Genomic DNA, 13,922 nt, shown 5'->3' with positions numbered 1-13,922 from the left:
TCACCTCAAACCGTGCATTCTTTCATGGTCTGGGCGACAGCTTTATACACATCGGTAAATCGCAGCATGCCGATGAATTCATTTTTTTCCATTACAAAAAGGGTGTCATGCCGATTCACCACAAACAGATGAAAACATTTGGTAAGGCTGTCATCCAGATTGACAGACTGGCCGTCATTGGGGATGTTCACAAAATTTTTGACATGGATATCCCCGGCTTTGCGGCACAGATCCTTGAACGGACTTTCCCACAGGTTATAGTCTTCTCGCATGCCGTTCCAGATATACTTGAGCCCGAATTTTTCCAGGGTTTTTTCCACATTCACTTCATTGTATTTTTTTTCCAGCCCCTTGAACAGATCGATGGGGGAAATTTTTCCGATAATCTGTTTTTTCTCATTTTCCACCAGCATGATCCGCTGGGCACTTTTCCCGGACAAAAAGTCTTCCTGGGCCGTTTCCAGGGCAAAAAGGGCATCAAATAACGATGCGGTGTCCGCAATTTTCGGAAATTGATCTGCCGGCACCATCAGGTCACGGACCTTCATTTTTTCCATATCATCCTCCTGGTATTGATTTGTCTTGATCATTTAAAAATATAGAATAGGAAACGCCTCTGAAAGTCAATGAGTTTTGAAATTTCCCGTTCAAAAACATCCGGCGGAACCGCTGACTTATTTGTGGATCTATGGTAAAAACCATGAGACAATCAATTTTGTTACCTGATTTCAAACAATGGAGACCTTCATGAAAGATACCCGACTGTCCATCACTGAAAAACCGGTTGACACCCTTGACTCCGATCTGGTGGTCTATTTTGCCACCCAGCGCAAAGAAATGCCGCCTTTATGTGACACGGCTGTCAAAGCCCTGGTGAAAAACGCCCATGCACTGGGGGATTTTACCGGCAAGGCCGATGAAACACTGCTGTACTATCCTTTGGCCGGCACCCGGACCGATTCCGCCGGTGCCAGACGGATCCTGATCCTGGGACTGGGAACGGCGGATACCCTGCAGCTTGCCCCTGAATTTTTTGAAACCCTTCGCAAGCAGGGCGGCAACATCGCCAAAACCTGTGAAAAGACAAAGACCGGGACCCTGGCTGTCTGCCTGCCTCAGATTTCAGGAATTTCTGTGGAAAAAATCGCTGAAGCCCTGGCTGAAGGAATTCTGCTGGGAGATTACCGGTTTTCAAAATACAAACAGACCACCCGGAAAAAAACCGATTATCCGGGTATCGCTTCCATCTGGTTTTCCTGTGACAAAGGCGCGCCGTCCGCCCGGAAAGGCGCAAAAAAAGCCATGAACGCTGCTGATGCCGCCTGCAAGGCCCGGGACATGGCCAATGAACCCGGCAACGGGTGGACGTCTGAAGCGTTTGCCGATTATGCCGGATCCCTGGCCGATACCCACGGTCTGACCTGTACCTGTCTGGGGAAAAAAGAGATGGAAAACCTGGGCATGGGCGGGATTTTAGGGGTGAACCAGGGATCGACCACCCCACCCTGCCTGGTGATCCTGGAGTATAATCCGGGCAAAAAAGCCGATACCCTGCTGCTGGTGGGAAAGGGACTGACCTTTGATACCGGTGGCATCAGCATCAAACCGGCTGCGGGCATGGAGGAGATGAAATATGACATGTGCGGCGGTGCCGCCGTCCTGGCGGCCATGGCTGCCGTGGCCATGGAAAAACCCCGCCTCCGGGTGGTGGCCATGATACCGGCCACGGACAACATGCCGAGCGGATCGGCCTTAAAGCCCGGGGACATCATCACCCATGTGAACCAGGTGACCTCGGAAGTGGTGAACACGGATGCGGAAGGCCGGCTCATCCTGGCCGATGCCCTGGCCCACGGCATCAAGACCTTTCAACCTGACTGCGTGGTGGATATCGCCACGCTTACCGGGGCCGTGATCATCGGTTTAGGCCATCACTATACGGGCATGGTGTCCAACAGTGACGATCTGGCCCGGCGCCTGGAATCGGCCGGACAGGAAGCCGGAGAGCCGGTGTGGCGCCTGCCGCTGAACAAAGATTATATCAAGCAGATCGAATCCAAGGTAGCGGATATCAAAAACACGGGGGGCAAAGCCGGGGGCACCATCACAGCAGCCGCATACCTGTCCAAATTTGTGGGAGACTCCCCCTGGGCCCACCTGGACATTGCCGGCACTGCCTGGGATTTCACTGAAAAATCCTATATTCCCAAAGGCCCTTCCGGCACCGGGGTCCGGACCTTTATCCAGCTGATCCGGTCCTGGAAAAAATGGAAGCCAGACGGATGAAACAGCGCACAGACCCCATGATGATTCCGGAATTTGAAAAAATCGTCCGCCAGGTGGGTTCGGTGGTGCTGGGCAAAGAACCTCAGATCCGCCTGGCCCTGGCCTGTCTTTTTGCCAAAGGTCATCTGCTCATCGAAGATCTGCCCGGCATCGGTAAAACCACGCTGGCTAAAGTGCTGGCCCGGTGCATGGGACTGAAATTTCAGCGCATGCAGTTTACTTCAGATCTGTTGCCCGGGGATATTCTGGGCATGTCGGTCTTTGATTCGCATACGGCCACGTTCACCTTTCATCCCGGTCCCATTTTCACCCAGGTGTTTTTAGCCGATGAAATCAACCGGGCCACGCCCAAAAGCCAGAGCGCCCTGCTGGAAGCCATGGAAGAGGAGCAGGTAACCATTGAAGGGGAAACCCGGTCCCTGGAAGCCCCTTTTTTTGTCATCGCCACCCAGAACCCCATAGAACAGGCCGGCACCTTTGCCTTGCCCGAGTCCCAGATGGACCGGTTTCTCATGCGCATCCACTTAGGATACCCGGACCGGGCCGCCGAAAAACAGATTCTGACCGGCACGGGGGCGGAACCGGCCCTGGCGGCCGTTACCCCTTTTATGGATAAAACCGAAGTGCTCAAGATCCAAAAGGCCGTGGAACAAGTCCATGTGTCAGACACGTTTTTGACCTATCTCCAGGATATTCTGGCGTTCACCCGCACATCCGGAAAGTTTCAGGTGGGGCTGTCTCCCCGGGCCGGGCTGTCTCTGTCCCGGGCGGCCCGGGCCTGGGCGTATCTTCATGGCCGGGACCATACCCTGCCCGAAGACCTTCAGCAGATCCTGCCCTGGGTGGCCGGACACCGCTTGAGATCCAGCCGGGACCTGATTGAATTTTCCCAAGACCCGCTTATGGATCTGTTCAGCACCGTACCGGTCCCTGTGTGATGCAGGCCTGAAACCGACTTTGCCATGATGATACACAAAAAACACCTTTCCATCCGCCCCACCCGGCACGGACTGCTGTTTTTGATTATCCTGGGAGCCATGATGGCCGGTTCAATCAACTACAACAACAATGCCGGATTTATCCTGGTTTTCCTTCTGGGCGGCATGGCGTTGATCTCTTTGTTCTACTCCCTGAAAAACCTGACCGGACTGAGCCTTTTTTTTGTTTCCGCATCCCCGGTATTTGCCGGCCGCACCGCCCGGTTCACTTTTCAGGTGCAGGCAAACGGCATGGAACGGGCAGGGGTGACCCTGGCCCTGCCGGAACAGGCAGACATTCTGGAAACAAGCCTGTTGAAAAATGAAACCAAAACCGTGCACCTGCCTTTAAAAACAGCCGCACGGGGCGTTTTCACCCCCGGTTCCCTGACGGTGTCCTCGGTGTTTCCCTTTGGTTTTTTCTGCCTCACCACCCGGATATCCCTGCCCATGACCTGCCTGGTGTATCCATCTCCCGCAGACGGGCCTGTCAGACCGGTCAAGGGAGGCGGTGATCTTGATGGAACCGCTGCTTCCCGGTTTTCAGGGCCGGATGATTTCCAGGGCCTGTCTTTGTATCAGCCCGGCCATGATGTGGGGCGTATCGCCTGGAAAGCGGTTTCCAAAGGTCAGGGGGTCTTTGTCAAGGATTTTACGGCCGGGGCCGGCGGATTCATGATGCTGGATTTCGATGCCATTGCTTCCACAGATACGGAATTCAAACTGTCCCGGCTGTGCCGCATGGTGCTTTCAGCGGACCGCAACAAAACCCCCTATGGGCTGAAACTGCCGGACCGGCTGATCCCTCCGGCCCAGGGGCCGGGACACAAACATCAGTGCCTCAGGGCCCTGGCCCTGTATGGAAAAAAGGATTCTTTGTCTTGAAACACCCGGACGGCCATGTGGTTCCCGTTATCAGTGCGCTGGCAGTGGCCATGGCCCCCCATGCCCCTGGGTTGCCCGTGTGGATCATTGCCTGGTGTGTTTTCATGTGGCTGTACATGCTGATGCAGCTTAAAACCGGATGGCCTGTTCCCGGCCCTGTGTTTCGCCATGTACTGGCCTTTGCCGGCATCATCGGACTTCTGGCCACCTTCCGGGTACAGATCGGGGCCGATGCCTTTGTGGGGCTCATGGCGGTGATGGCGGGCATCAAACCCTTTGAAATGGCCACCCACCGACACCGGATGATCACGGTGCTGCTCACTTATTTTATCATCATCACCAGCCTGTTTCGATCCGAGTCCCTGTGGACCGTGCTGTACATGTTTGTGAGTGTCTTTGTCACCACCCTGGCACTGGTGCGCATCAACCACCCCCGGGGCCGGTTCCGGCCCGGCATCACGCTGACGGCCCGGATCATGGCCCAGGCCGTCCCGCTGATGATTCTGCTGTTTCTTTTGTTTCCCCGGCTTCAGCAGGGCCTGTTTTCCGTGGAAACCCCAGGTTCGGGCCAGTCCGGGTTTGCAGAAATTCTGAGCCCGGGCAGCATCTCCCGCATGGCCCGGGATCCGTCCGTGGCCTTTCGGGCGGATTTTGACGGGACCTTACCCCAGACCCGGGGTCTGTACTGGCGGGGCATTGTGTTCGACCGGTTCAACGGGGTCCAGTGGCATCCGGCAGACCGCCCGTCTTTTGTCCATTCCAGGCAGCGCGATCTGACCGGTTCGGTCACATACACCATTGTTTTAGAGCCCCATAAAAGCCGGTGGCTGTTTGCCCTGGACCGGCCAGTGGACGCGCCTCCCGGTGCCCGTTTGACCACGGATCAGACCCTTTTTGCCGGACGGCCCGTGACCCGCCGGCGTGTGTATCAGGCAATTTCCATGATGGATACGGCCCTGAAAAAAAAGGAACCCGTTCCGTCACCCGTGGCTTTAGGGACTGACAACAATCCGGATACCCGGTCTTTGGCCCGGTCTCTGGCAAAAGGCCTTTCAGATCCCCGGGAAAAACTGGACCGGATGCTGAATTTTTTCAAAGAAAAGCATTTCACCTATACACTGACCCCGCCTTTGGCCAAGGCCCATCCTGTGGATGATTTTGTGCTCAAAACCCGGCAGGGGTATTGTGAACATTATGCCGGTGCCCTGGCGTTCATGATGAATGTGCTGAATGTACCGGCCCGGGTGGTGGGGGGATATCTGGGCGGAGAACTCAATCCTTATGGCGATTATATCACGGTCCGCCAGTCCTCAGCCCACGCCTGGGTGGAAGTGTTCATGCCGGATAAAGGGTGGGTCCGGGTGGATCCCACCCTGGTGGTGGCACCCCAACGCCTGGAACAGAATCCGGACGGCTCTTTTCTCAATTCTTCAGGTACCGGCGCCATCCCGGTCCACAAACGACTGGCCTTTATGCTGGAAGCGGCAAATCTGAAATGGGAAGCCTGGTTCACGGGATATTCCTTTGCGGCCCAGAAAGATTTGATGGCGCAGCTGGGGGTGGACACGGCCCGGGGGCAATGGAAAACGATTCTTTTGCTTGTAAGCCTGACCCTGCTGGTTCTGGCCCTTTTTCTCCGATTTTTTCTGCACCGGCTTCGCCCGGAAAAAAAAGACCCGGCCGCAGAGGCATATACCCTTTTCTGCAAACGTCTGGCGCGGATCGGCCTGGTTCGGCCACTGAATCTCGGGCCTGTGGATTTTCTGAATCAAATCAAAGTCCTGCGGCCGGATCTGGCACCCAGCGCCCAAACCATCACAGACCTGTATGTTCAGATCCGGTTTGGCAAAACCCATTCCAACGCCCTGACAAAACAACTGATCACCCATGTCCGGCAGTTCAAGCCGTCCGGCCGGGCCAAAACACCTTCCCACAAATGGAACAGCCATTGATGACACCGACCCGCAAAAAAAAATCCGTGCTCAGAAAACAAGGGGGTCACAATCAGGCATCCTTTTCAATCCCCCGGGCAGAACAGGGACAGATTCAACAATATCTGATGCACTGGTACCAGGCCCATCACCGGCAACTTCCCTGGCGGGACATCATTGACCCTTACCGCATCTGGGTATCTGAAGTCATGCTCCAGCAGACCCAGGTCAAAACCGTGGTACCTTATTTCCACAAATTTCTGGCAGCGTTCCCCACCCTCAAAGATCTGGCTGACGCCGATCCGGGCCGGGTGCTCAAACTCTGGGAAGGACTGGGATATTATGCCCGGGCCAGAAACCTGCACAAGGCGGCTCAGCAACTGGTTTCTCTTTCAGACGGCCGCATTCCGGACCGGTTTTCCGATTTCAAAGCCCTGCCCGGGGTGGGGGATTATATTGCATCCGCCGTATTGAGCATTGCCTTTGGAAAGGCCCATGCCGTGGTGGACGGCAATGTCAAGCGGGTTCTGTCCCGGTTGTTCTGCCTGGATGTGCCCGTGAACCATTCCTCGGCCCATGGAACGTTCAAACCCGTGGCTGAAGCACTTTTGGACCGGACAGATCCCGGCGGTTTCAACCAGGCGGTCATGGAACTGGGGGCGTTGATCTGCACCCCGACATCCCCGGACTGCACGGCCTGCCCTTTAAAAGTTATGTGCTGCGCTGAGGCCGAATCCCGGATCAAAGAATTTCCGGTGCGGCTGGCACGCAAAAAAACGCCCTGTTTTCATATCAGTACCGGCATTGTCATAAAAAACAATAAACTGCTGATCACCCAGAGAAACCCGGACGGGCTTTTAGGCGGGCTGTGGGAGTTTCCCGGCGGCAAGGTGGAAAAAAATGAAACCGCGAAAGATGCCTGTATCCGGGAGATCAAAGAGGAAACCGGGCTCACGGTCCGGGTGTCTTCTTTTCTGACCCGAATCAAGCATGCATATACCCATTTTAAGATTGAAATGGATGTGTTTTACTGTGATTATATATCCGGGGATGTGGCCTTGAACGGCCCCGTGGATTTTCAGTGGATCTGTTTGCAGGAAATCGATGGGTTTGCTTTTCCCGGGGCCAACCTTAAATTTATTGAATTGCTTGACCAAAACCCGGCACTATAGGATTTTTTAACATGCGTGCTGAAACCAATACCAGAAAAAATATTGAAAAAATCACCTGGATCGGTCTGGTTGCCAATGTGGCACTGGCCGTGATCAAACTGATCATCGGCGTGGCCGGCAGCAGCCAGGCCGTGGTAGCGGATGCGCTACACAGTTTTTCGGACACGGCATCCGATCTGGTGATCCTGTTCGGGGTCCGTTACTGGACGGCACCGCCGGATGACTGTCATCCCTTCGGTCACCAGAAAATCGAATCTTTTGTCACCATTGTCATCAGCCTGATCCTTTTAGGGGTGGCTGCCGGCATCGGATATAACGCCATTGTTTCTCTGATGCATCCCGTCACCCCCCGGCTGAGCCCCATTGTTCTTGCCGCACCGCTGCTGTCTCTGGTGGTCAAGGAAATTCTGTACCGCATCACATTTACCGCCGGTGTGACAAACCGGTCCTCCTCGTTAAAAGCCAATGCCTGGCACCACCGCACGGATGCCCTGTCCTCCATTCCCGTGCTGGTGGCCGTGACTGCCGGACTCATCTCACCGAAACTGGCGTTTCTGGACCCGGTGGCAGCCATCCTGGTATCTGTCTTTATCATCAAGGTGGGAATCGATATTTTAGGCGACAGCCTGGCCGAGCTTACAGACAAGGGCATGTCCCCGAAAGACCGGATTGAGATTCAGGCCCTGATCCAGAGGATTCCCCATGTTCAGGGCACACATCGGATCCGGTCCCGAAAAATCGGCGGATCTTTTTATATGGACCTTCATCTGGAGGTGGAGGGACAGATGAGTGTGCGCCAGGGCCATGAGATTTCCGAAACCGCTAGGCAAACCCTGATGGCCCGGTACCCCAAAGTCATTGATGTGATGGTCCACCTGGAACCGGCAGATGAAAATCCGGGAATAAAACCGGGGTAATATCTGTCTATAATTTATAAAAAGGATTGAATTGATTCATCACCTGATTATCTTAAATGCCATGGAGGCAAGGTCAGGATGATGATGACATGAAATCTGAAACAAATAAAACCAACCACCGGTTTAAAACGCTGGCATATCCGCATATGTCACTGGTGTATAACGTGGCTCTCAAATATACCGGCAATGCGTTTGATGCCCATGACCTTGTTCAGGAAACCTATCTGATGGCTTTTAAATATTTTTATCAACTCAAGGATCCGGACCGGATCAAACCCTGGCTGCTGAAAATTCTGCGCAACAATTTTCTGAAAACATGCCGGACAAATACTGAGAAACACCAGCAGCAACAAACCGATTACATTGAGCATCTCAAATCCTGTGTGGAAAAAATCGATACAGACGACCGGCTGGCCCTGGCCGCAGACACCCGGCTGGTGAATCAGGCCATTGATGCGCTGCCGGTGAAATTCAAAGACGTCTTGACCCTGTATTACATGCAAGATATGCCGTACAAAGAGATCGCCGCTGCCCTGGATATCCCCATGGGCACGGTGATGTCCCGGCTGAACCGGGCCAGGGAACGGTTGAAAACCATACTGCTCGACCAGTTGCAGGACCGCCGGCACATCTTTCAGATCCATCTTGAAACGGAATCGACCTGACCCATGAACTGCGATACATTTTTACAGTGGATGAAAACCCATACCGGCCGGGGAATGCCGGAAAATCCGGAAGTGATAGACCATCTGACGTCCTGCCCGGCATGCCGACAGCTCTTTTCTCTGGACGTCTGCCTGGAGTCCGCGATCCAGCAGGCGTTTACACCCCACAACCTGCCGGCGGGCCTGGCTGAAACCATTGACGACTGCCTGGATCAGTTCAATCATTCCCACCCGCCCATGGATTTGCCCGGACATGTCCAATCGCCACCCGTGAAATCGACTGACCCTTTTTTCAAAAATGACACAGACAAAACAGCACTGATGAAAAAATCCATTCAAAAACAACTCAGGCATTGAAACTGACTGCCACAATGTGATATATGTCCCTTTGATATGCCACCACAACCTGAAAACACAAAGGAATCCCCGTGAAAATTGTTTCCATTGCCGTCAGCAAAAAAAAAGGTACGGTCAAACAATGTGTCGACCAGGCAGAACTTCTGGAAAACCACGGCATCCAGGGGGATGCCCATGCCGGGGACTGGCACCGGCAGCTCAGTTTTCTGGCGTCTGAAAGCATTGATGCCGCCAGCACCCCGGAATTTGTCCTGACTTTCGGGGATTTTGCCGAAAACATCGCCACCACCGGTATTGACTGGAAATCCCAGACAATCGGGCAAAAAGTCCGCTTAGGGGACACGGCCCTGGTAGAGATCACCCAGATCGGCAAACAATGCCATAAAAAATGCGCCATCTATTACCGCACCGGCGACTGCATCATGCCTAAACAAGGCGTGTTTGCAAAAATTCTGACCGGCGGCACCATCCGCGTGGGCGATGAGATCAATCTTATGGAATGACCGATATCCGGATCAACTCCGGCCCAGGCTTTTATCACCGGCATCCATCCATTCAACCCTGAACCAGGAAACCGACTTTCATGACATATAAAATCGAACTTAACGATGCGGTCAAAGGCTACACCTATGACCAGGACAAAATCATCTCTCCGGAAAAAACCGTGGCACAGTTCAAAAACAAAGCCGCTGAAGCCGGACTGGATATTTTGAACCGGACCCGGCGCATTGACAACGGCCGCCTGGATATTCCCGTGTTTTTCAGTGAGTGCGGGGCCCATGCCAGAAAAGTTATCGGCACCAACAAACAGATGGGAAAGGGCGGGACCCCGGCCCAGTCCGAAGCCAGTGCGGTCATGGAACTGGCGGAACGGTTCAGTTTTTTTTCCTTTGTCAAAGACCCCACCCGTTTTTTTAAAGCCCGGCCCAAAGACCTGGACGACACCGCGCTTCCTTTTGACCAGATCATCCGATCCGTGCATGATACCAAAGAAGACGCTTTGAAAATCAAGCATATATTCGACGATCTCACCCTGCAATGGACCCGAGGGTATAACCTGACCCTGGAAAAAGAGGTACTGATCCCGTTCAACTGGTTTTACATGATCAATGAGTTTAACGGCCCGTGTGCCGGCAACTGCAATGAAGAAGCCCTGATCCAGGGCATTTGCGAACTGGTGGAACGACATACCTCATCTTTGGTGAGCCACGGAAATCTCCCGGTGCCGGGGATCCGCACCGATACATTCACCGATCCCCTGGTCAAAGAGATGCTGGCCAAATACAAAAAATGCGGGATCCAGATTCATGCGTCTGATTTTTCCCTGGACACGGGCATCCCCACCATTGCCGTGCTGGCCTGGGATCCTGCCACATTCCCGGAAAAAAGCGAGATCGTGTGGACCGCGGGCACCTCGCCGGATCCCCAGAAAGCCATGAGCCGGGCCCTGACGGAAGTGGCCCAGCTGGCCGGAGATTTCAATACCGGGTCCAATTACGAAGCATCGGGCCTTCCCAAATTCACCCGCATCGAAGATGCCGCTTTGATCACCCAACCCGATACCCTGGTGGACCTGGCCGATTTGCCGGATCTGTCAGACCCCAACATCCGGGTGGAAGTGGAAAACCTGATTGCGGCCCTGAAGAAAAAAGACTTTCAGGTCCTGGCCATTGACACCCGGCACCCGGACCTGGACATTCCGGCTTTTTACACCATCATTCCCGGGGCCCATTTCCGGGAGCGGGCCGTATCCGCCAGCGTGGGCATGTTCACGGCCCGGCTCATCATTGAAACCCTGGACCCCATCCAGGCCCTGGACCGGCTGGAGGCCCTGGAAACGGCTTTGCCGGACAAATATTACACCCGTTTCTACAAAGGCCTGGTATACAACGCCATCGGAGAATATCCCACCGCCCTGGAGGAATTTGAAGCAGCCATGGACAGGGAACCGGCCCGGCTGAACCTGCCGGACATCTGTTCCCACATGGGGGCCTGCCTCAAGGATCTGGGCCAGTATGACCGGGCCGTGGAAATCTGCACCCGGGGCCTGGCCGTGGACGACCAGCGCCCGGATCTTCTCAACACCATGGGGGTGTGCCATTTTCTGCAAAAAAACCACCACAAAGCCATCACCTGTTTTGAACAGGCCCTGGAAATCGATCCGTCCCAGGCCATCAACTATGCCAATATCGGCTCCAACTACCGGGAACTGGGAGAACCGGCCCTGGCCGTCAAATTCTATGAAATGGCTTTGGAAATCGATCCCACCATTGAGTTTGCCAGGGACAATATTCAGAAACTGCAAAAAAGATGTAAACCTCATCATAGAAACCGGCAGGCAGACATTTGATGAAGCATACTGCAGCGAAGATTCACATGAAGACCCGTCAATAAGAAGCTTTTTGTCACTACTTGAGAAAGACATTCAGTCCGGGCGGCATGTCACCTCTCTGCCTGTTTTTTCGTTTTGACTCCCGGTCAAAAATCATCATCTTTGCCTGGGACAAATCCGTATTTGGGGATTTTGTTAACATTGACGTTTTCCCCAAATGGTTTCGGATAATATCCTTGGTCTCTCCCAAGCGCAATGCTATTCTTTCCTGAAGGATTCCCAGCCGGTTCATGCGCCAGATTTTCTGATCCAGTTTAATTTGCCGGACCGCTTTCAGGGAAGAGGCTTTCTTTGTCCGGCACGCCTATTTCCTCGGGGCCAGCGATCCCTACAAATCCCCGTTTCATCCATCATTCTGGATGAGACCATCTATCCCAGAAAAACAATCGATCACAGGCGGGTGGGCATGTTTGCCGAAAACATCGGGGATAAATCAGGCATCCATCCACAACCATTTATTAAAAATGGCAACATTGCCAAATCTAATAAATGCCGATTTGGTTCGTGGGTTCACCGTGGCCCAGGTGGCTGAAAAGCACGGCTGGCGTTCACCAATGCGGACTGGCGGGATTTTCAGAACACCCCGGCAATGGATGAAACACACAAGGGCGGCATCCTCATCGACGATTACCTGGAGATCCTGAACAAAACGGGATGGTATCACACCCATATCATCCAGGCCCCCATGTCATCCCAGCGCTTCAGCGCCGGAGTGGTTTCAGCCATGCAGAAAAGAAACATCCTGGGGGTGATCAGCCGGTATGTGATCGTCCTGAACCAGCAGGGAGCGGGATGATGCAGCTTCGGTATCCCATGCCGGTGAAAATATCTGGGGAGAACAAACAGAGACAGTATGATATTTTTAAATTGCTTTACCTGAGAAAAAACATCTGTTATGGAATCAAATCAGCTATTGAGGCGTTCGGCCACAAAAAAAAATAGGAGTTTATAGTGAAGGCAGAATTTACAGCAATTATAGAACCTGCTCTTGAGGGAGGATTTTGGGCGATCTGCCCAGAAGTTCCAGGCGCTAACGGACAGGGGGAGACCATTGAAGAAACTAAGGATAATCTTAGACAAGCCATTGAATTGATTTTAGAGGATCGTAAGGCTGATATTCTGAGAGGTTTGCCCGATGACGCTATGCAAGAAACGGTGACGATTGGATGAAACTGCGAGATTTGGAAAAACTGTTCCCAGACATACCGAGATCAAAGAACCCTTGGCCAAGAAAATTTTGAAGAATCTGAGCGCAGAATAATTGCCGAACCATGCAGTCCAGGGAACAGCAAAGGCCCGGTTTCTACCGCCATCTGGACGGGGTACACCGATGGAACACCTACAAGGCAACAGGCGTGGAAATGGTCACCGTCATTATCAAAGATCTGGCCGGGGATGACTGGCGTTCATCAATGCGGACTGGCGGGATTTTCAGAACACGCCGGCAATGGCTGAAACACACAAGGGCGGCATCCTCATCGACGACTACCTGGAGATCCTGAACAAAACTGGATGGTATCATACCCACATCATCCAGGCACCCCTGTCATCCCAGCGCTTCAGTCCGGTTGTGGTTTCCGCCATGCAGAAAAAAGGCATCCTGGGTGTGATCAGCCGGTATGTGATTGTCCTGAACCAAAACAATTGACATGCGGGCATTTCATTGATATGGCATTCATGATAACGAAACTATGGTTGAGTTTTTAGGGAGTTAAGACTTGTTGCAATTATGCAGCGGGTTTGATTATGTTGTGAGATTTTATTCCGTTTAATTCAAAAAAGATTATCAAATCTTTCTTTTTATTCGTATAATTCAAGGTCAACATCATAGAAAAGCCTGGAGCGCCAACTCCAGGCTTTGATTGTGAACTTCGGCAGATAGCCGGAAAGCCCACACAAACTATTTTCTTTCTACACCATCTTCCGTCTGTCTGCAAGACCGGAGGATGTCTTGAATTGAATTTAATCGTAATTACATGTCGTTGGTGTGATTTCCCCTTTTGTTTTTGTCGGGCGTGCTGGAGAGGCCATGCCTACTGTAGTGATTCTTGTCGTAAAGCCGGGAACCTCAAGAATAGAAGAGAAGCCCAGAGAAGATATCGGCAGACGGATAAAGGAAAAAAACAACACCGGGAAGCAGAAAACCGTCGCCGATACCGTCAAATTGTTTCTATTTCAAAAAAGATGGATGATACACCTTCAACACAGCTGCCGGTCTGGTGTACGACAATAATAATGTGGACCCGGCATCTTTATTTTGGCCTTCAAATCAAACCATATTGCAGATCTTGCGGTGTTTTGGGTCAACTTGTCACAGAATTTCCCAGGCGGGGGTATGGG

15 protein-coding genes are annotated in these 13,922 nt (G+C 52.9%); 14 read left to right on the top strand and 1 reads right to left on the bottom strand.

The annotated features are described in order from the left end of the window. Positions 1-5 precede the first annotated feature (5 nt). Positions 6-557: a CBS domain-containing protein gene (locus K365_RS0124850; RefSeq protein WP_024336777.1), complete on the bottom strand. Its 552-nt coding sequence runs from the start codon at positions 555-557 to the stop codon at positions 6-8. 190 nt (positions 558-747) lie between these two features. Between K365_RS0124850 and K365_RS0124845 the strand changes: the two genes are divergently transcribed. From K365_RS0124845 to K365_RS0124775, 14 genes are all read left to right on the top strand, one after another. After that, positions 748-2,286, top strand: a complete 1,539-nt coding sequence (locus K365_RS0124845) for a leucyl aminopeptidase (protein WP_024336776.1) — start codon at positions 748-750, stop codon at positions 2,284-2,286. Further along, positions 2,283-3,224: an AAA family ATPase gene (locus K365_RS0124840; RefSeq protein WP_051147960.1), complete on the top strand. Its 942-nt coding sequence runs from the start codon at positions 2,283-2,285 to the stop codon at positions 3,222-3,224. Before K365_RS0124845 ends, K365_RS0124840 begins: the two co-directional genes overlap by 4 nt. A 24-nt stretch (positions 3,225-3,248) precedes the next feature. Beyond that, the gene (locus K365_RS27010) at positions 3,249-4,148 is read left to right on the top strand and encodes a DUF58 domain-containing protein (protein ID WP_024336774.1); all 900 of its coding nucleotides are present in this window, start codon (positions 3,249-3,251) and stop codon (positions 4,146-4,148) included. Beyond that, complete coding sequence (locus tag K365_RS0124830; protein ID WP_024336773.1) at positions 4,145-6,100, top strand: transglutaminase TgpA family protein; 1,956 nt, start codon at positions 4,145-4,147, stop codon at positions 6,098-6,100. Before K365_RS27010 ends, K365_RS0124830 begins: the two co-directional genes overlap by 4 nt. Then, complete coding sequence (gene mutY / locus K365_RS0124825) at positions 6,100-7,251, top strand: A/G-specific adenine glycosylase (RefSeq protein ID WP_084490113.1); 1,152 nt, start codon at positions 6,100-6,102, stop codon at positions 7,249-7,251. Before K365_RS0124830 ends, mutY begins: the two co-directional genes overlap by 1 nt. Before the next feature lie 11 nt (positions 7,252-7,262). Continuing rightward, positions 7,263-8,168 carry a cation diffusion facilitator family transporter gene (locus K365_RS0124820; RefSeq protein WP_006966793.1) on the top strand — a complete coding sequence of 302 codons (906 nt, stop codon included), beginning with the start codon at positions 7,263-7,265 and terminating at the stop codon, positions 8,166-8,168. Positions 8,169-8,257: 89 nt separating this feature from the next. Next, a complete protein-coding gene (locus K365_RS0124815; protein WP_006966794.1) occupies positions 8,258-8,833 on the top strand; it encodes a sigma-70 family RNA polymerase sigma factor in 576 nt (191 codons plus the stop codon). A gap of 3 nt (positions 8,834-8,836) precedes the next feature. Further along, positions 8,837-9,190 (top strand): anti-sigma factor, encoded by a 354-nt coding sequence (locus K365_RS0124810; protein ID WP_006966795.1) that lies wholly within the window; start codon positions 8,837-8,839, stop codon positions 9,188-9,190. Positions 9,191-9,261: 71 nt separating this feature from the next. After that, a complete protein-coding gene (locus K365_RS0124805) occupies positions 9,262-9,693 on the top strand; it encodes an MOSC domain-containing protein (protein WP_006966796.1) in 432 nt (143 codons plus the stop codon). A gap of 80 nt (positions 9,694-9,773) precedes the next feature. Further along, positions 9,774-11,540 carry a YcaO-like family protein gene (locus K365_RS0124800; RefSeq protein WP_024336771.1) on the top strand — a complete coding sequence of 589 codons (1,767 nt, stop codon included), beginning with the start codon at positions 9,774-9,776 and terminating at the stop codon, positions 11,538-11,540. A 199-nt stretch (positions 11,541-11,739) separates the two neighbouring features. After that, positions 11,740-12,114 carry a hypothetical protein gene (locus K365_RS28195; protein WP_156887815.1) on the top strand — a complete coding sequence of 125 codons (375 nt, stop codon included), beginning with the start codon at positions 11,740-11,742 and terminating at the stop codon, positions 12,112-12,114. Positions 12,115-12,171: 57 nt separating this feature from the next. After that, positions 12,172-12,378 carry a hypothetical protein gene (locus K365_RS0124790; RefSeq protein WP_024336769.1) on the top strand — a complete coding sequence of 69 codons (207 nt, stop codon included), beginning with the start codon at positions 12,172-12,174 and terminating at the stop codon, positions 12,376-12,378. A gap of 155 nt (positions 12,379-12,533) precedes the next feature. Next, on the top strand, positions 12,534-12,752 hold the full coding sequence (locus K365_RS0124780; RefSeq protein ID WP_024336768.1) for a type II toxin-antitoxin system HicB family antitoxin: 219 nt from the start codon (positions 12,534-12,536) through the stop codon (positions 12,750-12,752). Positions 12,753-13,029: 277 nt separating this feature from the next. Beyond that, entirely contained in the window at positions 13,030-13,230 is a 201-nt protein-coding gene (locus K365_RS0124775; RefSeq protein WP_024336767.1) for a hypothetical protein, read from the top strand. Positions 13,231-13,922: the final 692 nt, after the last annotated feature.

Source organism: Desulfotignum balticum DSM 7044 (genome assembly GCF_000421285.1).
Taxonomy (GTDB): domain Bacteria; phylum Desulfobacterota; class Desulfobacteria; order Desulfobacterales; family Desulfobacteraceae; genus Desulfotignum; species Desulfotignum balticum.
This window is presented reverse-complemented; position numbering and strand designations above follow the sequence as displayed.